This is a genomic window from Falsiroseomonas sp. CW058 (genome assembly GCF_050563535.1).
In the GTDB taxonomy this organism is placed as follows: Bacteria; Pseudomonadota; Alphaproteobacteria; order Acetobacterales; family Acetobacteraceae; genus Falsiroseomonas.
The window spans coordinates 56,001-75,151 of the sequence record NZ_JBNXUO010000020.1 but is presented as its reverse complement, the minus strand read 5'-3'; the positions used below and the strand labels follow the sequence as shown (position 1 = coordinate 75,151).

The window sequence follows — 19,151 nt, the reverse complement described above, 5'->3', positions numbered from 1 at the left end:
TTACATCCGCTGCGGCCCCCGGCAAGCCGGCCGCGTCAGCCGCCCCGCATCGCGGCCGTCAGGAACTGCACGAAGGCGCGCACGCGCGGCGGGATGAAGCGGAAGGCCGGATAGACGGCGAGGAAGGACTGCGGTGCCGTCTCCCACCCCGGCAGGAGCGCGACGAGCTTCCCCTCCGCCAGGTGGCTATGCGCCAGCACGTCGAGCACGTAGACGAAGCCCGCGCCGCGGGCGGCGGTGCGCAGCAGCGCGTCGCTGCTGTTGAAGGCGAGGTTGCCGCGCGGCGCGATTTCCACCGCCTCCTCCCCGCGGCGGAACTGCCAGGGGCGGAGCGGGGCGGCGAGGCTGGCCGCGAAGCCCAGGCAGTGCTTCGGGTCGATCGCACCGGGATGGTCGGGCGCGCCGTGCCGCGCGAGGAAGTCCGGCGCGGCGCAGAGCACGTGCCGCGCCTCGTAGATGCGCCGCGCGACCAGCCCCTCATCCTCCACCCGGTCGATGCGGATCGCGACATCCACGCCCCCGCGGATCAGGTCATCCACGCTGTTGGTCAGGCTGACCACCACCTGCAGGTCGGGGTGCCGCGCGGCGAAATCCGCCAGCGCCGGCCCGATGATGAGGTGGCCGAGCGCGATCGGCACCTCGACGCGCAGCGTGCCCGACAGGCGTTCCCCGCCCGCCGCCATGCCGGCTTCCGCCGTCTCCACCTGGGCGAGGATGTCGCGGCACTGGGCGTAGTAGCGCAGCCCTTCGTCCGTCGGCGCGACATGGCGGGTGTTCCGCCGCAGCAGCGTGACGCCGAGATGCGCCTCGAGGTTGCGGATGCAGGTGGTGACCGATGCGTTCGCGAGGTCGAGCCGCGCCGCCGCGCGGGAGAGGCTGCCCGCCTCCACCACCTTCACGAAGACCTCCATCGCCCAGAGACGGTCCATCGCTGCCCTGCCCCCCTTGCGGCGCCCGGCCGGGGCGGGGCGGGGCCGGCGGGTCTGTCTAGCCGTTGCCAGGATGGGGGTCGAGTTGGCGGCCGGACCGAACCGACGGGATGGGGAAGCTACCGATGCGTCTTCCCACTGTCCGGCAGGTGTGGAATGCTCCGCCCCGCGACCATGGCCGCGCAAGGCCAGACGCGGCGGGGAGCGACAGGATGCGACGGTCCGAATTCCTGAAGGCGATGGGGGCCGGGCTGCTCGCCACCCCCGCGGGGCTGCGGCAGGCGGCGGCACAGGGGCAGGACTTCCCCAGCCGCAGCGTCCGCCTGGTCTCCGGCTTCGCGCCGGGCGGGGGGACGGACATCCTCGCCCGCCTGGTGGCGCCCCGCTTCGCCGAGGGCTGGCGCGGCACCGGCATGGTGGTGGAGAACCGCAGCGGCGGGTCCGGCACGCTGGGCGCCATCGCCGTCGCGCGCGCGCCGGCGGATGGGCACACGCTGCTGCTGATGCCGAATTCCCAGACCATCCTGCACCACGTCCAGCGCAACAGCGGCTTCGACCTGCCGAACGACCTCGCCCCGGTCGGCATGATCGCGACCTCGCCGCTGGTGCTGGCGGTGCGCGCCGGCCTGCCGGTGCGCAGCATCGCGGAGCTGGTGGCGCTGGACCGCGCCGACCCCGGCCGGCTGAACCACGGCAGCGCCGGCAGCGCCACCGCGCCCCACATGGCGGGGGAATTGTTCAACATCATGGCCGGCACCCGCCTGGCCCATGTGCCCTATCGCGGCTCCGGCCCCGCGGTGACCGCGCTCGTCTCGAGCGAGGTGGACATGTCCTTCAACCCCTACAACTCCATCGAGGGCTTCGTGCGGGACGGGCGGCTGCGTGTCATCGCCGTGCTCGGCGCGCAGCGCTACGCGGGCCTGCCGGACGTGCCGACCGTGGCCGAGAGCGGCTATCCGGGCTACGAGGTCGATCTCTGGTACGCGCTGATGGCGCCGGCCGGCACCCCCGCGCCACTGGTCGCCCGCATCAATGCCGACCTGAACCGCGTGCTGGCGGAACCCGCCACAGCCCGCGGCCTGGCGGAGCGCGGCTTCCTGCCCGCCCCCGGCCCGCCCGGGGCGCTGGCCGCGGTCATCCGTGCCGACCTGGCGCGGTGGAAGACGGTGACCGACCGCATCGAGGTGCGGCTGGACTGAAGCGGGCCACGCCCCCTTGCGACCCGCCTTCGCGGGTGCGAAGGGGGCGGCGGACAGGACGGGACGGCAGGCGTGACGATCAACGGGAAGGTCGCCATCGTCGGCGTCGGGATGAGCCGCTTCGGCCGCCACCTGCCGGACAGCCAGCTCGCGCTCGGCGCGCATGCGCTGCGCGCGGCGCTGGACGATGCGGGGCTGGACCGCGGCGACATCGACGGCCTGTCGCTGCACATGGGCTGGCCGCTCGGCGCCGACTACGACCGCATCGCGGAGGTCTACGGGCTCGAGGTCGGCTACGTCCACCAGTCCTGGACCCATGGCCGGTTCGTCACCGGCGCGCTGCAGCACGCGGCGATGGCGATCGCGACCGGCATGGCCAGCGTGGTCGCCTGCGTCACCGCCATCAGCTTCACGCGGGAACGCCACATCCTCGGCGGCCCCGGCGACCACGAGGGCATGCGGGAGCAGGGCGCGACGCATGGCGAGAACCCGGTCTTCGGCCTCACCTCGCCCGCCGCCGGCGCCGCCTTCGCCATGCAGCGCTACATGGCGCTGCACCGCGTGACGGGGGCGCAGCTCGCCGCCGTGCCGGTGGCGCTGCGCGCCCATGCGGCGCTGAACCCGCAGGCGCTGATGAAGAAGCCGCTGACGGTGGACCAGCACCAGGCGTCGCGCCTGATCGTCGACCCGCTGCGGCTCTACGACTGTTCGCTGATCACCGACGGCGCGGCGGTGGTGCTGCTGACGGCGGCGGACCGCGCGCGCGACCTGAAGCGGAAGCCGGTCCACATCGCCGGGATGCAGGGCATCCGGTCGGGCCGGAGCGAGTTCATCTTCGCGCCCCCCAACCTCGGCATCAACCAGCAGCCCACCGCGCGTACGGCGCCGCCGGAACGCGACCTCGCGGCCTATCGCATGGCCGGCGTCGCGCGCTCCGACATCCAGGGCTTCTACACCTACGACGCCTTCTCCCCTCTCGTGCTGTTCGCGCTCGAACGCTTCGGCTTCTGCGGCCCCGGGGAGGCGGCGGAGTTCGTGCAGGGCGGCCGCATCGGGCCGGGCGGGGCGCTGCCGGTCAACACCTCCGGCGGGCTGCTGTCGGAGGCGCATGTCTGCGGCTGGAACAGCATCTGCGAGATGGTGCGCCAGCTGCGCGGGGAAGCCGGGCCGCGCCAGATCCCCGGCGCCGCCCTGCTGCAATGGGGCACCTGCTGGGGCGACAGCGTGATCCTGCGGAGCTGACGGCCATGATGGACCCGAACAACCCGACGGCGAAGCCGCTGCCGCGGATCACGCCGGACAACCGCCCCTTCTGGGAGGCCTGCCGCCGGCACGAGCTGATGCTGCCCTGGTGCGACCCCTGCGACCGCCCGCACTGGCCGCCCGGCCCGGTCTGCCCCTTCTGCTTCGGCGGCGCGATCGCCTGGCGCCGCGCCTCGGGCCGGGGCCGCATCTCCTCATGGGTGGTGGTGCACAAGGACTGGCTGCCCGCCTTCCGCCCCGACCTGCCCTACAACGCCGTGCAGGTGGAGCTGGAGGAGGGCGTGCGGCTGACCGGCAACGTCGTCGGCGCGCCCAATTCCGCGCTCCGCGTCGGCCTGCCGGTCGAGGTGGTGTTCGACGACGTGACCCCCGACGCGACCCTGCCGCGCTTCACCCCGCGTGCCGAGGGGTAGCGCCGGGCGGCGTTCAGCAGGCCAGCACGACGTTGCCCATCACCTCGCCCCGCTGCACCAGGTCATGCGCGGCGGCGCATTCCGCCAGCGGCAGGACGCGGCCGATGGCGTGCAGCAGCTTCCCCGCCTCCATCCAGGCCGTCAGCTGCGCTTCCGCGGCCGCGCGCGCCGCGGGCGGCAGTTCGTAGACGATGAAGAAGCGCACCGCCGCCCCCGACAGGATCATCGGGAAGAAGGGCAGCGCCACCTCCGCCCGGCCCGATCCGTAGCAGGCGCAGGTTCCGCCCGGCGCGATCACCTGCGGCAGCAGGGCGCCATTGGCCGCGAGGTCCACCTCCACCACCCGGTCCACCCCCGCGCCGCCCGTCAGGTCCCGCACGCGGTCGGCGACATCCTCCCGCCGGTAGTCGATCACGGCATCGGCGCCGGCCTCCGTGGCATGGGCGGCCTTGGCGGCGGAACTGACGGTCGCGATCACCTGCGCGGCGCCGAGCAGCTTCGCCATCTGGATGGCGTAGTGGCCGACCGCGCCCGCCCCGCCCGCCACCAGCACGCGCTGCCCGGCGACGCCGCCATCCACCTGCACCGCCCGCCAGGCGGTCAGCGCGGGGATGCCGAGGCAGGCGCCGGCCTCGAAGCCGGTGCCGTCGGGCAGCCGCACCGCCTGGGCGGAGGGGACCGCGATGAACTCCGCCGCGGTGCCGAAGGCGCGCTTCCACTGGCCGTTCCAGACCCAGACGCGCTGGCCGATGCGCGCGCGGTCGATGCCCGCGCCGACCGCCTCGATCACGCCCGCCCCGTCGCTGTGGGGGATCACGCGGGGCGCGGGCATCGGCCGGCTGCCGCCGCGCGCCTTCCAGTCCGAGGGGTTCACGCCGGAAGCCGCAAGCCGCACCAGCACCTCGCCTGCGGCGGGGGCGGGGGTCGGCATCTCGCCCACCGCGATGACCTCCCCGGCGGGGCCGGTCCTCTCGTACCAGGCTGCGCGCATGGATGCTGCCCTCCCTTTCTCGGGTTCCGCTTGACGCGGCCGCCCGCCCCGGTCAACACTTCACCTGTTGGTTAAGCAAAGCCGGCCAGCACAGGCCGGCCGACAGGGGAAGGACCGAACCATGGATACCCACGCCGCCGCCCTCGCCACGCACGCGCTGCGCGCCACCCGCCGCATCCCCGCGCCGCCCGCCGCCGTCTTCGCGGCCTGGACGGACCCCGCGCGGCTGCGGCAGTGGTTCGGCCCCGCCGGCATGACGGTGACGGAGGCGGAGGTCGACCTTCGCCCCGGCGGGATGCACCGCACCGTGATGCGCGATGCCGACGGCAAGACCTGGCCGAACCGCCTGACCATCGACGAGGTCGCCCCGCCGTACCGCCTGGTGCTGCGGGTGACGGAGGATGCCTGCGGCCCGCTCATCGGCGCCACCGGCACGGTGACCTTCGCGGAGGAGGACGGGGGCACGCGGCTCGACGTGCTGTGGCAGCACCCGACGGAGGAGATGCGCGCGGCGCATGAGGCGATGGGTTTCGTGCGCGGCTGGGGCGAGACGCTCGACAGGCTGACCGCGCATGTCGCCGCGCCGGGGCAGCCCTGCCCGGGCGCGCTGCCGCCCTCGCCCGAGCATGGCTGGCTGCACCGCATGCTGGGCGACTGGCGACAGGAGACGGAATGCCGGATGGGCCCGGACGCCCCCCCGATGCAGGCCACCGCGACGGAGCGCGTGCGCTCCCTCGGCGGCTACTGGGTGGTGGGGGAGGGGGAGGGCGCGATGCCCGGCGGCGGCCATGCCCGCTGGACCGTCACGCTCGGCTGGGACCAGGGGGCGAGGACCTTCCGCGGCAGCTTCGTGGGGTCGATGATGCCGCACATGTTCGTCTATGCGGGCACGCTGTCCCCGGACGGGCGGACGCTGACCCTCGACACCGAAGGCCCCGCCATGACCGGCGAGGGGCGCGCGGCCTATCGCGACGAGGTGACGCTGCTGGATGAAGACCATCGCACCGTCACCTCCTCCGTGCAGGGGCCGGACGGCGCCTGGACCACCTTCATGACGGCCCGCCTCACGCGGATCGGCTGACCGCCCTGCGGCGTGATCCACTCTCGTGGATCACGCCGCAGCCCTTGTCCCGGCGCATGATACCGACCGGCGTTGATGGCGATCCGATGGCGCCCGGCGTTCTTGGCGCCGGGCGAGCCGCCGAATGGTGGCCGCGGCGCGTGCCGCGGAGCCAAGGGCCGCGGATGCGGCCCGCCCGGCGCCTGAGGGGCGGGAATGCGTCAGCGTTCACGCCGGCAGATATGATTCCCCGCTCCGGCGATGCCTGCCCCGCGGATCATGGGCTAGGCTCTTGTCTTGCCGCGTGATTCACGCCTCCGGCCGTTCCAGCCTGCGGCGACCACGCTCTAGCCGCCGGTGCGGACCAGCCGCACCAGCTGCGCGACATGCTCAGGCGGTGTCGTCTTCTCGATCCCGTGGCCGAGGTTGAAGACGAAGGGCCGCCCGCGCATCGCCGCCAGGATCTGCCGCGCCTCTGCCTCCAGCGCGACGCCGCCCGCGATCAGCGACAGCGGGTCGAGGTTGCCCTGCAGCCCGATGTTCGGCGCCACCGCGCCGGCCGCGAAGCGCGGGTCCATGGCGGTGTCCATCGCCACCGTGCCGACCCCGGTGCGGACCGTGTACTCCCCGATCAGCGGCCCGGCGAGGCGCGGGAAGCCGATGACCGGGATCGTCGGGTGCTGCCGCCTGATGTTGCGCACGATGATCGCCGTCGGCTCGATCACCCAGCGGCGGAACTGCGACGGCGGCAGCATCCCCGCCCAGCTGTCGAACAGCATCACCGCCTCGGCCCCCGCCTCGATCTGGGCCAGCAGGTAGTCGGTGGTGGCGTCCACCAGCGTGCGGATCAGCCGCCCGAACAGGGTGGGGTCGGCATAGGCCATGCCGCGCGCCGCCGCGAAGTCGCGCGACCCGTGGCCTTCCACCATGTAGGCCGCCACCGTCCAGGGGCTGCCCGCGAAGCCGATCAGCGCGACACGCGCCGCATGCGCCTCCAGCGCCGCGCGGGTCAGGCGCACTGTCTCGAAGATGGGGGCGGCCCTTTCGCGCAGCGCCGCGGGGTCGAGCGCCGCGACCGCCGCGGCGTCGCGCAGCGGGTCCAGCACCGGCCCCTCGCCCTCGGCGAAGCGCAGCCCCTGGCCCAGCGCCCAGGGCACGATCAGGATGTCGGAGAACAGGATGGCGCCGTCCATGCCGTAGCGGCGGATCGGCTGGATCGTGACCTCGGCCGCCATCTCGGGCGTGGTGCAGAGCTTGATGAAGCCCCCCGCCTTCGCGCGCACCTCGCGGTATTCCGGCAGGTAGCGGCCGGCCTGGCGCATCAGCCACATGGGCGGGGGCCACACCGCCTCGCCCGAGAGCGCCCGCAGCAGCGGCTTGCGCTCGCCCGCCGTGCCGCCTGTCGCTTCCGTCAATCGAGCCTCCCTGCCTGTCGGCGCCCATTCTTCACAAAGAAGAAGAATCCTTGAAGGGGAGTAGGGGTATTAGGGCCCTGTGGACATCGTGGATCACGCCTTCCCCGCCATCCGTCCACAGCCCTGTCCACGCGAAGATCGGCGGCCAAGTGGCTGGCGGGGCAGACGGAATCCGATCCGCCCCCCTTGCCGCCGGGACCGCGCGATTCCTGCCCCCCGTACCGCCCGATGCCCCGGTTGTCCCCGCTGACCGGCCCGGGATGCTTGACCCCGGCGGGTTTTCCCCGCCATCCCCGCTTTCCGCGATCCCCCCGGAGGCCAGGATGCCCCACCGCATGATCAACCTGCACCTGGTCTCCGACAGCACCGGCGAGACGCTGAACTCCATCGCCCGCGCCACCCTCTCCCGCTTCGACGAGCCGAATGTGGTGCATCACCGCTGGTCGCTCATCCGCTCCCGCCTCCAGCTCGACCGCGTGCTGGAGGGGATCGAGGCGGAGCCGGGCCCGGTGCTGTTCACCCTGGTGGACCGCAGCCTGCGTCATGCGCTGGAGGAGCATTGCATGCGCGTCGGCGTCGAGGTGCTCTCCCCGCTCGAGCCGGTGATGGAACTGCTGCAGAACGCCATCGGCGAACCCGCGCGGGAGAAGCGGGGCGCGCAGCATGTCATGGATGCGGACTACTTCCGCCGGATCGACGCGATGCACTACGTGCTGGCCCATGACGACGGCCAGGGCACCGCCGGCATCCACGAGGCGGATGTCTGCATCGTCGGCGTCTCCCGCTCCTCCAAGACGCCGACCTGCTTCTACCTGGCGAACCGCGGCATCAAGGCGGCCAATGTCCCGATCGTGCCCGGCGCACCGCTGCCGCCCGAGCTGGAGGACCCGCCCTGCCCGGTGGTCGGGCTGCACATCGAGACGGCGGCGCTGATCGAGATCCGCCGCCACCGGCTGCGGCTGATCGGCGCGCATGGCGTGCGCCACGACACCACCGACTACGTGGACCACGACGCGGTGAAGGCCGAGATCCTGGCCGCGCGACGGCTCTGCACCAGCCGCGGCTGGCCGGTGATCGACGTGACGCGCCGGTCGATCGAGGAGACGGCGGCGACCGTGCTGCAGCTGATGGAGGCCTGGCACGCCCGGCGCCACAAGCCGCAGCCGGTGCATGCGCCGGAGGATCCGGCCGCCGCCGTGCTGCGGGGCCGCAGCCCATGATGCCGACTGGCCTTGATGGTGATCCGATGGCGGCGGGCGAAGCCCGTCGAGCCGCCGGATGGCGGCCGCGGCAGGTGTGGCGAAGCCGCGGGTCGCGGATGCGGCCCGCCCGGCGTCTGAGGGCGGCATGATGCAGGCGGAGGCGCCGCGCCTCGTCCTCGCTTCCGCCTCGGCCTCCCGCCGGGCGCTGCTGGAGGCCGCCGGCCTGCGCTTCGAGGCGCGCGTCGCCGGCGTGGACGAGGCCGCGATCAAGGACGCCGCGCAGGCCGAGCGCATCCCCCCCGCCGATGCCGCGATCCTGCTGGCCGAGGCGAAGGCCGCGCGCATCGCCCGGCGCGACCCCGACGCGCTCGTCATCGGCTGCGACCAGCTGCTGGTCTGCGGGGGGCGTTGGTTCGACAAGCCGGAGGACCTGGCCGGCGCGCGCGCCCATCTGTTGGCGCTGCGCGGCAGGCAGCATGAGCTGGTGAACGGCACCGTCGCCTGGCGCGGCGGCGAACGGGTGTGGCAGGACGTGACAACGGCCCGCCTGACGATGCGGGACTTCGGCGACGCCTTCCTCGACGCCTACCTGGCCGCGGAGGGGAAGGCGCTGTGCGCCAGCGTCGGCGCCTATCGCGTGGAAGGGCCGGGGATCCAGCTGTTCAGCCGCATCGAGGGCGAGCATTCGGCCATCATCGGCCTGCCGATGCTGCCGCTGCTGCGCTTCCTGCGCCAGCACGGGGTGCTGGCGGGGTAGGGCCGCGCGCCCCGGGGGCGGTGGCCTATTCCTCGCGGCCGCCGGCCGTGCGCTCGTAGTGGCGGTAGTACTTGTTCGTCACCAGGTCGGTCTTCACCACGATGCAGACATCGGTGGTGTTGAACTGCTCGTCGATCACCGCCCCTTCGCCGACGAAGCCGCCGAGCCGCAGGTAGCCCTTGATGAGCGGCGGCAGCGCGATCATCGCCGCGCGCATGTCGACGGCGGAGGCCGCGAGCCGGTCCATCGCCACGAAGCGCCCGGGCAGGGCGCGCGGGCGCAGGGCGGGCGGGGCCAGGTGGTTCGCGTGCAGGTAGGTCAGCTGCGCCGCCAGCGCGTCGAGGTCGGTCCCCGGCAGGGACGCGCAGCCGAACATCAGGTCGATGCGGTGCCTGAACACATAGGCCGCGATGCCGCGCCACAGCAGCTGCAGCGTGCCCCGCGTGCGATACGCCTCCGCCACGCAGGACCGGCCGAGCTCCATCACCTCGCCCGGTAAGGCGAGCAGGGTGGAGACGTCGTATTCGCCTTCCGAGTAGAAGCGGCCGAGGCGCCGCGCCCCGCCGCGGCGGATCAGGCGGTAGGTGCCGACCACCGCTTCCGCCCCGTCGCCCCTGTCGTGGTCCAGCACCAGCAGGTGGTCGGCCACCGCGTCGAACTCGTCCGCGTCGCGGCGGGCGCTGCGGGTGCGAGGGTCGGCGCGGGCCCCCATCTCCTCGTAGAAGACGCGGTAGCGCAGCGCCTGCGCGGCATCGATCTCGGCCCCGCTCTCGGCCAGCCGCAGGCCGAGATTGCCGGCGCGCAGCTCCTCGAACCCGGCCTCGGTGGGTGCGGGGGTGGGCGGCTCGGCCGGCAGCGGCGCGTCCTCGGGCAGCGGGCCGTCGACGCTCATCCACCCCCCTTGCGGGCACGGGCCGGGGCGGGCGGGGCCTCGGCCTTGCGGCCGAACAGTTCCAGCCGGTGCCCGGCCAGGGCGAAGCCGAGCCGGGCGGCGATCCCGCGCAGCATCTCCTCGAGAGCGGGGTCGGCGAATTCGATCACCCGCCCGCTGTCCACGTCGATCAGGTGGTGGTGCTGGCCGCGGTCGGCGGGGTCGTAGCGGGCGCGGCCGCCGCCGAAGTCGCGGCGTTCCAGGATGCCCTTCTCCTCCAGCAGCCGGACGGTACGGTAGACCGTCGCGACCGAGATGCGGGCGTCGAGCGCGACGGCGCGGCGGTACAGCTCCTCCACGTCGGGGTGGTCTTCCGCCTCGCTCAGCACGCGCGCGATCAGCCGGCGCTGGCCGGTCATCTTGAGCCCGCGCTCGATGCAGGCCCGCTCGATCCGGGATGGATCGGGGGCGTCGGCGCGGTGCGGTGCGACGGACGGGTTGTCCATGCGGCGGGCGGGACCCTGGAGCGAGCGGAACCGGCGGCATCCATAGCCCCGGCGGCGCGGCAGGGCCACCGGGGCATCGGGCGGGGCGTGGCCGGCGCTGCCTCAGGCCTCGCGCGCGGCGGCGGCGGTGGCGCGCCCGCGGCCGGGCGGGCGGCCGCGCGGCTTGGTGCCGAGCCCGATCCGCTTGGCGAGGGAGGAGCGGTGCTTGGTGTAGTTCGGCGCCACCATCGGATAGTCGGAGGGCAGGCCCCAGCGTTCCCGGTACTGGTCCGGCGTCAGGTTGAACGAGGTCTTGAGGTGGCGCTTCAGCATCTTCAGCTTCTTGCCGTCCTCGAGGCAGACCAGGTAGTCCGGCATGATGGATTTCTTGACCGGCACCGCGGGCTGCGGCCGTTCCGGCGCGGCGGGCGCGGGCTGGCCGACCAGCGTCAGGGTCCGGTAGACCTCCTGGATCAGGTTCGGAAGATCCGCCACGGACACCGGGTTGTTCGAGACATGGGCGGAGACGATTTCTGCCGTCAGGCCCAGCAGGTCGGGGTTCGCCGAGGTTTCGGCCATGTCTGGTCTTCCCGCTTCGCGTCGAGCCGGTTGGTTCGGCCGGAATCCACCCTTCTGCACTCTGGCATCATGCCAGGTGCCAGGACGCGAGCCGCACCATATTCATGTGATTCGCCGTTTCGCAACTTCTGTTTCACCTCCCGCAGGGGTTTGATGCATGAAATCCTCCGTCACGGAAGAACAAGCCGCCGACCGGCACCTCGACATCACCGGCGAGACTTGCCCGATGACCTTCGTCCGCACCCGGCTGGAGCTGGACCGCATGGCGGCGGGGCAGGTGCTGCGCATCGCGATGCGGGGCATGGAGCCCCGCCGCAACGTGCCCCGCACCGCGACCGAACAGGGCCATGCCGTGCTGCGCGAGGTCGAGCAGGCGGACGGCACAGTCCTCGTCTGGATCAGGAAGAAATCGTGAAGTCCCGCCGCAGCACCAGCGCGTCCGACCCGTCGGCGTAATAGCGCCGCCGCCGGCCCGCGGTGGCGAAGCCCGCCGCGGCATAGAGCGCGCGGGCCGGCGTGTTGCGGTCCGAGACTTCGAGGAACATCGCCGCCGCGCCGCGCGCCGCCGCACCCGCCATCGCGCCCGCCAGCAGCGCCGCGCCATGGCCCTGCCGCCGGGCGGAGGGCGCGACGGCGAGGGTCAGGATCTCCGCCTCGTCGGCCGCGACGCGGGCGAGGACGAAGCCGAGCCCGGGCAGGTGCAGGCCGAAGGCGCCCGGCATGCCGAGCATCAGGCCGATCGCCTCCGCGCCCCAGCGTTCCGCCGGCGGGAAGGCCAGGGCATGCAGCGCGGCGAGGGCGGGCGCGTCGGCGGGCTGCGCCGCGATCATGCCGGCAGGCGCACCGCCGGCGGCTCGACATAGAGCGGCGCGGCGTCGCGCGGCGGGATGGCGCCCGTCAGGCGCCGCCACGCGACCGCCCCCGCCGCGGCCGCATCCGGCAGGCGCGACGCGGTCAGCACCACATCCGACCCGCGGGCGAGCAGCCGCGCCGCCAGCGCCGGCGCGGCATCCCCCACCGCCGCGACGGGACCGGCGGGCGCGGGCAGCGCGGCTTCCGCCATGGCCACGGGCGGCAGCATCGCCGCCCAGGCGCCGGGCGCGATGCGTTCCAGCACGAAGCGGCCGCGCCGCGTGTCGATGGCCGCCCAGACCTCCCGCGTCGCGCGGAGATCCTCCGGCAGGGCGGCGGCCAACGCTTCCCCGGTCGTGACGCCGACCAGCGGGACCGAGAGCGCGAGCGCGATGCCCTCGGCCAGCGCGATGGCGGTGCGCAGCCCGGTGAAGCCGCCGGGGCCCACCACCACCGCCACCGCATCGGCGCCGCCGGCCTCGTCCAGCAGGCGCCGGGCCAGCACCGGCAGGGCGGTGGGCTGCACGCGCGCACCCTCCTCCGCCAGGCGGGCGCGGGGGGCGCCGTCCACCATCAGCGCGGCGGAGGCACGGGCGAGGGAGCCATCGAGGGCGAGCAGGCGCATCCGCCCCCTCTACCCCCTCCGCCCTCCGCGCGGGAGAGCGGGGGCGCGGCGCCGGCGCGCTTGCCGCGCCGGCGCAAAAGGGGTGTTCTTCCGCCACGTCTTCCCCAGGACAGGCCCCGATGAACGAGATCCGCGTCCCGCGTCCGAACAACCTCGACGCCTTCTGGATGCCCTTCAGCGACAACAAGTATTTCAAGGACAAGCCGCGCCTGCTCGCCCGCGCCGAGGGCATGTCCTACTTCACGCCGGAGGGGAAGGAGATCCTGGACGGCACCGCGGGGCTGTGGTGCTGCAATGCCGGCCATGGCCGGCGCGAGATCACCGAGGCGATCCAGAAGCAGGCCGCGATCATGGATTTCGCGCCGACCTTCCAACTCGGCCACCCCATCGCCTTCGAGGCCGCGGCCCGCGTGGCGGAGATGACGCCCGACGGGATGGACCGCGTCTTCTTCGTCAATTCCGGGTCGGAAGCCGCGGACACCGCGCTGAAGATCGCGCTGGCCTATCACCGCGCCCGCGGCGAGGCGCAGCGCGTGCGCCTTGTGGGGCGGGAACGCGGCTACCACGGCGTCGGCTTCGGCGGCATGTCGGTGGGCGGCATCGGGCCGAACCGCAAGCAGTTCGGCGCGCAGCTTCCCTATGTGGACCACCTGCCCCACACCCACCTGCCCGCGCGCAACGCCTTCAGCAAGGGAGAGCCGCCGCACGGCGCCGAACTGGCCGATGCGCTGGAATCCCTCGTCGCCCTGCATGGCGACACCATCGCGGCCGTGATGGTGGAGCCGGTGGCGGGCTCGACCGGCGTGCTGGTGCCGCCGGTCGGCTACCTGAAGCGCCTGCGGGAGATCTGCGACCGCCACGGCATCCTGCTGGTCTTCGACGAGGTGATCACCGGCTTCGGCCGCATCGGCACCAATTTCGGCGCCGAGCGGCTGGGCGTCACGCCCGACATCATGACCATGGCGAAGGGGCTGACCAACGCCGCCGTGCCGATGGGCGCGGTGGCGACCAGCAACGCGGTCTACGACACCATCGTCCATGGCGTGCCGGCGGGGATCGAGCTGTTCCACGGCTACACCTATTCGGGCCATCCGCTCGCCTCCGCCGCCGCCATCGCGACGCTGGAGCTGCACCGGGCGGAGGACCTGCCCGGCCGCGTCATGGCGATCGAGGGCTACTGGCAGGAGGCCGCGCATGCGATGCGCGACATTCCCGGCGTGATCGACGTGCGCAACATCGGCCTGATCGCGGGGATCGAGCTGCAGCCCCGCGCCGGCAAGCCCACCGCCCGCGCGATGGAGGTGTTCCGCTGGTGCTTCGACAACGGCCTGCTGGTGCGCGTCACCGGCGACATCGTGGCCCTGTCGCCGCCGCTGATCATCGAGAAGCCGCATGTGGACCGGATCTTCGACACGCTCGGCAGCGCGATCCGCGCGGTCGCGGCCTGACCGTCCCGACAGGGGCGGCAGTCAGCGGCCGCCATCCTCCCGCGGGACGAGCACGAACAGCGCGGCGGCGTCGCGCATCCGCCCCGCCTGCTCCCCCGCCCCGGCGCCCCAGCCGGTGAACAGGTCGGCGCGCGCCGGACCGCGGATGGCGCCGCCGGTGTCCTGCGCCACCGCCAGGCGTCGCAGCGCGCCCCCCGCAGGGTCTCGCCCGCCGATCCAGACCGGCAGGCCGAGCGCGGTTTCCGTCCGGTCCACCGCCACCGACCGCCCCGGCGTCAGCGGCGCGCCGAGCGTGCCGACCGGCCCGGCTTCCGCCGGCAGGTCGGGCAGGATGCGGAAGAAGACGTAGCTCGGGTTGCGGGCCATCAGCTCGGCGGCCTCGGCTGGGCCGGCTTCCGCCATCCAGGCGCGGATCGCCTGCATCGAGACAGCCTCCCGCGCCAGCGCGCCGCGTTCCACCAGGGCGCGGCCGACGGCGTAGTAGGGATGCCCGTTCTGCCCGGCATAGCCGACGCGCAGCACCCGCCCGTCCGGCAGCGCCACCCGGCCCGATCCCTGGATGTGCAGGAAGAAGGCATCCACCGGGTCATCGACCCAGACCAGTTCGAGCCCGCGCCCCGCCAGCGCGCCCGCGGCGATCGCGGCGCGGTCGGGGAAGGGCACCAGCCGCCCGTCCCGCACCTGGCCGGCGGTGCGGCGCCCGCGGAGATCGGCGGCGAAGCTGCCGAGATCGACCTCCACCAGCTCCGGCGGGCGGGCATGGAGGGGTGTGGCGAAGCGGCTGGTGCGGGTGGGGCTGCCACGCAGCTCCGGCTCGAAATAGCCGGTCAGCGTGCCTTGCCCGACCGCGACCGGGCGGAAGCGGCGTTCCAGGAAGGCGCGGGCTGCGGCGTCGTCACCCGCCGGCAGGGTGGCCGCCTCGGCGCAGGCGGGGGCGAGTTGCCCTGCCGTCACCGCCAGCATCCCGCGCCCGCCCATCACCCGTTCGGGGGGGATGCGGGCCAGCGCCGCGCAGCCGCGCAGGAAGGTCGGGATCGCCTCGGCCTGCCGGTCCTGCGCCCAGCCCGGCAGTTCCGGATAGGCAACTTCGCGCGGCAGTTCCGGCCCGGCGGTGCAGCCGGCCAGCAGCAGCGCCGCGCCGAGGGCGGTACGGCGCGGCCGCGGGCGGTGCGCCTTCAGGCGCTGCGCGTCGCCACCAGGCGCCAGGTCGGGTCCTGGCTGCGCAGGTCGCGCTGGAAGGTCCAGATGTCGGTCAGTTCGGTCACCGCCTCGGCGCCCGCCACGATGCTGCCGTCGCGGCCGGTGGTCAGGTTCACCTGGTCGGAGACGAAACGGACGGTGACGTCGGCGACCGTGCCGCGCAGGTCGGCGGCCTCGACCGCCATCTCCTGCATGGCGCGGACCTCGCTGCGCTGGCTTTCGCCGTTCTGTTCGCGCGCGGTGATGGCGCCTTCGAAGCCGCCATAGACCTCGTCGGCCAGCAGGGCGCGCAGGGTCTGGCGGTCGCCGCGGGCGAAGGCGTCCACGATCATGCGGAAGGCGCCCTCCGCCCCGTCGAGGAAGGCGTTCGGGTCGAAGCCCGCATCGACGCCGCGGATGCGCATCAGGGCCTGGCCGACCGGGCTGCGCGGGTCGGGCACGCTGCGGCGCGCGCCGCCGGCCTGCGGCACGGGCGGCGGCAATTCGCCCGGCATGTCCTGCGCGGGCGGGCGCGCGGCCTTGGGGTCGTAGGGGGCGGCGCCGTCCTGGCGCGGCGGCCTCTCGAATCCGGTGCGGCGGCCGAGCACGCTGCGAAGGCGCAGGACCAGGAAGGCCGCGACCATCGCGAACAGGATCAGGTCGATGGGAAAGCCGCCCGACATGGATAACTCCTCACACGCCCATCACTTAGGGCCGGCACGGCCCCCCCGCAACGGCGAAGCGGCAGTATCGCGGCCGGATATGGACATCGGGTTGCGCCCGCCCTTATCCGGACGCAGCCGAACCACGCAGCGAGGCCGACCCCGCGATGTTCCTGCTCCGCCATGGCCAGAGCGAGTTCAACCTGCACTTCACCGCGACCCGACGCGACCCCGGCATCAAGGACCCGCGCCTGACCCCGCTCGGCCACCAGCAGGCGGAGGCGGCGGCGGAGGCGCTGGCCGGGCAGGGCATCGCCCGCATCATCGCCTCCCCCTACAGCCGCGCCCTGCAGACCGCGGCGCCGCTGGCGCGGCGGCTGGGCCTGCCGGTGCTGGTCAATCCCACCGTGCGGGAACGCTACGCCTTCACCTGCGACATCGGCAGCCCGGTGACGGCGCTGCGGGCCGAATGGCCGGGGGTGGAGTTCCGCCATGTGGAGGAGGTGTGGTGGCCCGCCGAGGAGGAGCCGGCCGAGCAGGTCATCGCCCGCGCCGCGCTGTTCCGGGGCGAGATGGCGTCCCTGCCCGACTGGGACCGCACGGTCGTCGTCTCCCACTGGGGGTTCATCCTGTCGATGACGGGGCGGAGCGTGGCCAACGGCACCTGGCTGACCTGCGACCCCACCGCCCCTCCCCCGGCCGAGGTGGTCTGGAAGCATCATTAGTCTTGCCCTCAGGCGGCGGGCGCGTCCTCCGCCCGCTTGCCTTGCGCGCCGACGCGCTGGAGCGCCGGTCGGTGCGGCCGGTCTGCGCGCGGGGCCGCGTTGCGGCCCGGGGCCCGGGCTGGCCGGTGGTGCGCGGCCCCGGCCGCTGGCCCGCGGGGCCGGCGCGTGGTAGCCCGACGCCACCTCGACCTCCGACGGGATCCCCATGTCCGACCAGTCCGCCCCCTCCTCGCCCATCCCGAACGGGCAGCCCGCGCCGCCGCTGCAACTGAACATCCAGTACACCAAGGACCTCTCCTTCGAGGTGCCGGGCGCGCCGGAGATCTTCGTCCAGCTCAAGGAACAGCCGCGCGTCGACCTGTCGCTCGACGTGCAGGCGCGCCCGGTCGAAGGCGGGCCGAATGTCTACGAGGTCGCGCTGCAGATCCGCGCCGATGCGAAGGTGGGCGCCACCGCCTGCTTCATCGCCGAACTCTCCTATTGCGGCGTCTTCACCATCAACGTGCCGCAGGAACACCTCGAGCCCGTCCTGCTGGTCGAATGCCCGCGGCTGCTGTTCCCCTTCGCGCGCAACATCCTGGCCGACGTGACGCGCGACGGCGGCTTCCCGCCCGTGCTGCTCGCGCCGATCGACTTCGTCGCGCTGTGGCAGTCCCGCCGCGGCCCGGGCGCGCAGCCGGTCGGGACGGCCTGAGGCGGCCACCCGGCCATGACAGCGGCGTGATCCGGCGCGCGCTCGACCCGTCCCGCTGGCGCGCCGCGCTGACGCGGCGGCTGGATGGGCCCGGCTTCTGGCGGGCGCTGGCCACGGCCTTCGGGCTGGGGGCGGCGGCCGCGCTGGCGCTGCCGCCGTTGCATCTCGTGCCGGTGCTGCTGCTGGCCCTGCCCGGCCTGTTCGTGATGGCGACCGCGGCGCCGACCGCGCGCCGCGCCGCATGGATCGGGCTGGCCTGGGGCTGGGGCTTCCATGTCGCGGGCCTGCACTGGCTGACCAACGCCATCCTGACGGAGGTCGACCGCTTCTGGTGGCTTGTGCCGGTCGCGGTGCCGGCGCTGGCGCTGCCGCTCGGCGCCTTCACCATCGCCCCGGCGCTGGCGGCGCGCGCGGCCGCGCCGGGCTGGCCGCGGCTGCTGGCCTTCGCCGCCGCCTGGATGGCGGCCGAGATGCTGCGCGGCGTGGTCTTCACCGGCTTCCCCTGGAACCTGCTCGGCACCGTCTGGGCCTTCGGCGGCCTGCCCGTGCAGTCCGCCGCCTGGATCGGCGTGCACGGGATGGGGCTCGTCACCGTGCTGCTCGCCCTCTCGCCCCTTCTCGGCCGGCGCGGCTGGATCGGCGGGGGCGCGGCGCTGGCGGGCTTCGCGCTGTTCGGCCTCGCGCGGCTCTGGCCCGCCGAGCCGGAGCCGCACGCGGTCGCCCTCATCCTCGTGCAGGGCAACGTGGCGCAGGAGGCGAAGTGGCGCGAGGACACGCGCCTGCCGATCTTCCGCCGCTACATCGACCTCAGCGCCGACGGCATCCGCTTGGCCGCCGAGGAAGCGCCGGCGAGCCGCCCGGTGGTGATCTGGCCGGAGACGGCAAGTCCCTTCCTGCTCGCCAACGACCCCGAGGCGGCGCGCCTGGCGACCGGGCCCCTGCCCCCCGGCGGCCTGCTGCTGGCCGGCGCCGTCCGCGCGCAGTTCGGCGCCGATGGCCGCGCCAGCCGGGTGTGGAACAGCCTCGTCGCGCTCGACGCGCAGGGGGCGGTGCTCGACACCTACGACAAGGCGCATCTGGTGCCCTTCGGCGAATACATGCCGCTGCGCGGCCTGCTGCCGCTCCGCCTGGTGCATAGCGCGATCGACTTCGAGGCCGGGCCGGGGCCGCGCAACATGGTCCTGCCGGGCCTGCCGGGCTTCTCCCCGCTCATCTGCTACGAGGTGATCTTTCCCGGTGCCGTGACCCCGGCGGACCGGCCGGGCTTCCTGGTCAACATCACCAACGACGCCTGGTTCGGCGTCTCCGCCGGCCCGCACCAGCACCTGGCCGCGGCGCGGCTGCGGGCGGTGGAGGAAGGCCTGCCGCTTGCCCGCGCGGCGCAGACCGGGATCTCCGCCGTGTTCGACGCCCGCGGGCGGGAGGTGTCGCGCATGGGCCTGGCCGAGACGGGCATCGTGCTCGCCCCCCTGCCGCAGGCGGGCGCGCCGACGCCCGTCGCACGCCTCGGTCTAATCATCCCGGTCGCGCTGCTCGTGCTGGTGTCGGCCGCGGCATGGCTGGGCACGCGTCGCGCGAAGCCGGGCCGGACGGGCCGCGCCGTCTGACCGGGCGGTCATGGGCCCCGGGTAGAGAGCTTTATTGAGATTTCTCAAAAGAGTTGACAAACCGTAGCGATCGGACTACCCCTTGCCCCGGGTCGGACGCCGCAGAGCGGCCGACATGACCCTGCCCGGGCCAGGACGGCCGCCCGGGATTGGGACGGGGAAGGCGGGTTCGCGGATCGGAGTCCGGAGAGTGTC

The 19,151-nt window shown here is 73.9% G+C and carries 21 protein-coding genes; 11 read left to right on the top strand and 10 right to left on the bottom strand.

What is annotated here, in order from left to right:
• Nucleotides 1-35 precede the first annotated feature (35 nt).
• Complete coding sequence (locus tag ACK8OX_RS16360; RefSeq protein WP_430665288.1) at nt 36-929, bottom strand: LysR family transcriptional regulator; 894 nt, start codon at nt 927-929, stop codon at nt 36-38.
• Between the two features lie 212 nt (nt 930-1,141).
• On the opposite strand from ACK8OX_RS16360, the gene ACK8OX_RS16355 reads away from it, so the two are divergent.
• The 3 genes from ACK8OX_RS16355 to ACK8OX_RS16345 all read left to right on the top strand — a co-directional run bounded on the left by ACK8OX_RS16355 (nt 1,142) and on the right by ACK8OX_RS16345 (nt 3,804).
• On the top strand, nt 1,142-2,128 hold the full coding sequence (locus ACK8OX_RS16355) for a Bug family tripartite tricarboxylate transporter substrate binding protein (RefSeq protein WP_430665287.1): 987 nt from the start codon (nt 1,142-1,144) through the stop codon (nt 2,126-2,128).
• A 72-nt stretch (nt 2,129-2,200) separates the two neighbouring features.
• Nucleotides 2,201-3,370, top strand: a complete 1,170-nt coding sequence (locus ACK8OX_RS16350) for a thiolase C-terminal domain-containing protein (protein WP_430665286.1) — start codon at nt 2,201-2,203, stop codon at nt 3,368-3,370.
• 5 nt (nt 3,371-3,375) lie between these two features.
• The gene (locus ACK8OX_RS16345; protein WP_430665285.1) at nt 3,376-3,804 is read left to right on the top strand and encodes a Zn-ribbon domain-containing OB-fold protein; all 429 of its coding nucleotides are present in this window, start codon (nt 3,376-3,378) and stop codon (nt 3,802-3,804) included.
• A 13-nt stretch (nt 3,805-3,817) separates the two neighbouring features.
• On the opposite strand, the gene ACK8OX_RS16340 is transcribed toward ACK8OX_RS16345, so the two are convergent.
• Entirely contained in the window at nt 3,818-4,795 is a 978-nt protein-coding gene (locus ACK8OX_RS16340; protein ID WP_430665284.1) for an NADPH:quinone reductase, read from the bottom strand.
• A gap of 121 nt (nt 4,796-4,916) precedes the next feature.
• Here ACK8OX_RS16340 and ACK8OX_RS16335 point away from each other — a divergent pair, with 121 nt between their 5' ends.
• Entirely contained in the window at nt 4,917-5,876 is a 960-nt protein-coding gene (locus ACK8OX_RS16335) for a DUF1579 family protein (protein WP_430665283.1), read from the top strand.
• 326 nt (nt 5,877-6,202) lie between these two features.
• Here ACK8OX_RS16335 and hemE read toward each other — a convergent pair whose 3' ends face one another.
• Complete coding sequence (hemE, locus tag ACK8OX_RS16330) at nt 6,203-7,270, bottom strand: uroporphyrinogen decarboxylase (protein ID WP_430665282.1); 1,068 nt, start codon at nt 7,268-7,270, stop codon at nt 6,203-6,205.
• Nucleotides 7,271-7,593: 323 nt separating this feature from the next.
• Here hemE and ACK8OX_RS16325 point away from each other — a divergent pair, with 323 nt between their 5' ends.
• Both ACK8OX_RS16325 and ACK8OX_RS16320 read left to right on the top strand, forming a co-directional pair.
• The gene (locus tag ACK8OX_RS16325) at nt 7,594-8,490 is read left to right on the top strand and encodes a pyruvate, water dikinase regulatory protein (RefSeq protein ID WP_430665281.1); all 897 of its coding nucleotides are present in this window, start codon (nt 7,594-7,596) and stop codon (nt 8,488-8,490) included.
• A gap of 127 nt (nt 8,491-8,617) precedes the next feature.
• Nucleotides 8,618-9,229: a Maf family protein gene (locus ACK8OX_RS16320; protein WP_430665280.1), complete on the top strand. Its 612-nt coding sequence runs from the start codon at nt 8,618-8,620 to the stop codon at nt 9,227-9,229.
• Nucleotides 9,230-9,254: 25 nt separating this feature from the next.
• Here ACK8OX_RS16320 and ACK8OX_RS16315 read toward each other — a convergent pair whose 3' ends face one another.
• The 3 genes from ACK8OX_RS16315 to ACK8OX_RS16305 form a co-directional block, all read right to left on the bottom strand.
• Complete coding sequence (locus ACK8OX_RS16315; protein WP_430665279.1) at nt 9,255-10,121, bottom strand: GNAT family N-acetyltransferase; 867 nt, start codon at nt 10,119-10,121, stop codon at nt 9,255-9,257.
• Nucleotides 10,118-10,606 carry a Fur family transcriptional regulator gene (locus ACK8OX_RS16310; protein ID WP_430665278.1) on the bottom strand — a complete coding sequence of 163 codons (489 nt, stop codon included), beginning with the start codon at nt 10,604-10,606 and terminating at the stop codon, nt 10,118-10,120. The genes ACK8OX_RS16315 and ACK8OX_RS16310 overlap by 4 nt, the downstream gene beginning before the upstream one ends.
• Nucleotides 10,607-10,708: 102 nt before the next feature.
• Nucleotides 10,709-11,164, bottom strand: coding sequence for a MucR family transcriptional regulator (locus ACK8OX_RS16305; RefSeq protein WP_430665277.1), 456 nt, complete (start codon nt 11,162-11,164; stop codon nt 10,709-10,711).
• A 226-nt stretch (nt 11,165-11,390) separates the two neighbouring features.
• On the opposite strand from ACK8OX_RS16305, the gene ACK8OX_RS16300 reads away from it, so the two are divergent.
• Nucleotides 11,391-11,579 (top strand): sulfurtransferase TusA family protein, encoded by a 189-nt coding sequence (locus tag ACK8OX_RS16300; protein WP_430665276.1) that lies wholly within the window; start codon nt 11,391-11,393, stop codon nt 11,577-11,579.
• Here ACK8OX_RS16300 and ACK8OX_RS16295 read toward each other — a convergent pair.
• Nucleotides 11,563-11,994, bottom strand: coding sequence for a GNAT family N-acetyltransferase (locus ACK8OX_RS16295; RefSeq protein ID WP_430665275.1), 432 nt, complete (start codon nt 11,992-11,994; stop codon nt 11,563-11,565). The genes ACK8OX_RS16300 and ACK8OX_RS16295 overlap by 17 nt on opposite strands.
• The gene (gene tsaB, locus ACK8OX_RS16290) at nt 11,991-12,641 is read right to left on the bottom strand and encodes a tRNA (adenosine(37)-N6)-threonylcarbamoyltransferase complex dimerization subunit type 1 TsaB (protein ID WP_430665274.1); all 651 of its coding nucleotides are present in this window, start codon (nt 12,639-12,641) and stop codon (nt 11,991-11,993) included. Before tsaB ends, ACK8OX_RS16295 begins: the two co-directional genes overlap by 4 nt.
• Before the next feature lie 119 nt (nt 12,642-12,760).
• Here tsaB and ACK8OX_RS16285 point away from each other — a divergent pair, with 119 nt between their 5' ends.
• Complete coding sequence (locus ACK8OX_RS16285; protein WP_430665273.1) at nt 12,761-14,089, top strand: aspartate aminotransferase family protein; 1,329 nt, start codon at nt 12,761-12,763, stop codon at nt 14,087-14,089.
• A 21-nt stretch (nt 14,090-14,110) separates the two neighbouring features.
• Here the strand turns inward: ACK8OX_RS16285 and mltA are convergent, their stop codons facing one another.
• Together mltA and ACK8OX_RS16275 are read right to left on the bottom strand one after the other, a co-directional pair.
• A complete protein-coding gene (gene mltA / locus ACK8OX_RS16280) occupies nt 14,111-15,067 on the bottom strand; it encodes a murein transglycosylase A (RefSeq protein WP_430665272.1) in 957 nt (318 codons plus the stop codon).
• Nucleotides 15,068-15,264: 197 nt separating this feature from the next.
• Complete coding sequence (locus ACK8OX_RS16275) at nt 15,265-15,951, bottom strand: Tim44/TimA family putative adaptor protein (protein WP_430665271.1); 687 nt, start codon at nt 15,949-15,951, stop codon at nt 15,265-15,267.
• Nucleotides 15,952-16,097: 146 nt separating this feature from the next.
• Here ACK8OX_RS16275 and ACK8OX_RS16270 point away from each other — a divergent pair, with 146 nt between their 5' ends.
• From ACK8OX_RS16270 to lnt, 3 genes are all read left to right on the top strand, one after another.
• Nucleotides 16,098-16,655, top strand: a complete 558-nt coding sequence (locus ACK8OX_RS16270) for a histidine phosphatase family protein (RefSeq protein WP_430665270.1) — start codon at nt 16,098-16,100, stop codon at nt 16,653-16,655.
• 205 nt (nt 16,656-16,860) lie between these two features.
• A complete protein-coding gene (gene secB / locus ACK8OX_RS16265; protein WP_430665269.1) occupies nt 16,861-17,349 on the top strand; it encodes a protein-export chaperone SecB in 489 nt (162 codons plus the stop codon).
• 26 nt (nt 17,350-17,375) lie between these two features.
• Nucleotides 17,376-18,956, top strand: a complete 1,581-nt coding sequence (lnt, locus tag ACK8OX_RS16260; protein ID WP_430665268.1) for an apolipoprotein N-acyltransferase — start codon at nt 17,376-17,378, stop codon at nt 18,954-18,956.
• Nucleotides 18,957-19,151: the final 195 nt, after the last annotated feature.

Bases quoted from the DNA above. Each gene is read 5' to 3' on its own strand.
- ACK8OX_RS16355 (WP_430665287.1), top strand. From the start codon at position 1,142: ATGCGACGGTCCGAATTCCTGAAGGCGATGGGGGCCGGGCTGCTCGCC.
- ACK8OX_RS16270 (WP_430665270.1), top strand. From the start codon at position 16,098: ATGTTCCTGCTCCGCCATGGCCAGAGCGAGTTCAACCTGCACTTCACC.
- ACK8OX_RS16345 (WP_430665285.1), top strand. From the start codon at position 3,376: ATGATGGACCCGAACAACCCGACGGCGAAGCCGCTGCCGCGGATCACG.
- ACK8OX_RS16360 (WP_430665288.1), bottom strand. From the start codon at position 929: ATGGACCGTCTCTGGGCGATGGAGGTCTTCGTGAAGGTGGTGGAGGCG.
- tsaB (WP_430665274.1), bottom strand. From the start codon at position 12,641: ATGCGCCTGCTCGCCCTCGATGGCTCCCTCGCCCGTGCCTCCGCCGCG.
- ACK8OX_RS16310 (WP_430665278.1), bottom strand. From the start codon at position 10,606: ATGGACAACCCGTCCGTCGCACCGCACCGCGCCGACGCCCCCGATCCA.
- ACK8OX_RS16335 (WP_430665283.1), top strand. From the start codon at position 4,917: ATGGATACCCACGCCGCCGCCCTCGCCACGCACGCGCTGCGCGCCACC.
- ACK8OX_RS16315 (WP_430665279.1), bottom strand. From the start codon at position 10,121: ATGAGCGTCGACGGCCCGCTGCCCGAGGACGCGCCGCTGCCGGCCGAG.
- ACK8OX_RS16305 (WP_430665277.1), bottom strand. From the start codon at position 11,164: ATGGCCGAAACCTCGGCGAACCCCGACCTGCTGGGCCTGACGGCAGAA.
- ACK8OX_RS16285 (WP_430665273.1), top strand. From the start codon at position 12,761: ATGAACGAGATCCGCGTCCCGCGTCCGAACAACCTCGACGCCTTCTGG.
- mltA (WP_430665272.1), bottom strand. From the start codon at position 15,067: ATGGGCGGGCGCGGGATGCTGGCGGTGACGGCAGGGCAACTCGCCCCC.
- ACK8OX_RS16340 (WP_430665284.1), bottom strand. From the start codon at position 4,795: ATGCGCGCAGCCTGGTACGAGAGGACCGGCCCCGCCGGGGAGGTCATC.
- ACK8OX_RS16320 (WP_430665280.1), top strand. From the start codon at position 8,618: ATGATGCAGGCGGAGGCGCCGCGCCTCGTCCTCGCTTCCGCCTCGGCC.
- secB (WP_430665269.1), top strand. From the start codon at position 16,861: ATGTCCGACCAGTCCGCCCCCTCCTCGCCCATCCCGAACGGGCAGCCC.
- ACK8OX_RS16275 (WP_430665271.1), bottom strand. From the start codon at position 15,951: ATGTCGGGCGGCTTTCCCATCGACCTGATCCTGTTCGCGATGGTCGCG.
- ACK8OX_RS16295 (WP_430665275.1), bottom strand. From the start codon at position 11,994: ATGATCGCGGCGCAGCCCGCCGACGCGCCCGCCCTCGCCGCGCTGCAT.
- ACK8OX_RS16300 (WP_430665276.1), top strand. From the start codon at position 11,391: ATGACCTTCGTCCGCACCCGGCTGGAGCTGGACCGCATGGCGGCGGGG.
- ACK8OX_RS16325 (WP_430665281.1), top strand. From the start codon at position 7,594: ATGCCCCACCGCATGATCAACCTGCACCTGGTCTCCGACAGCACCGGC.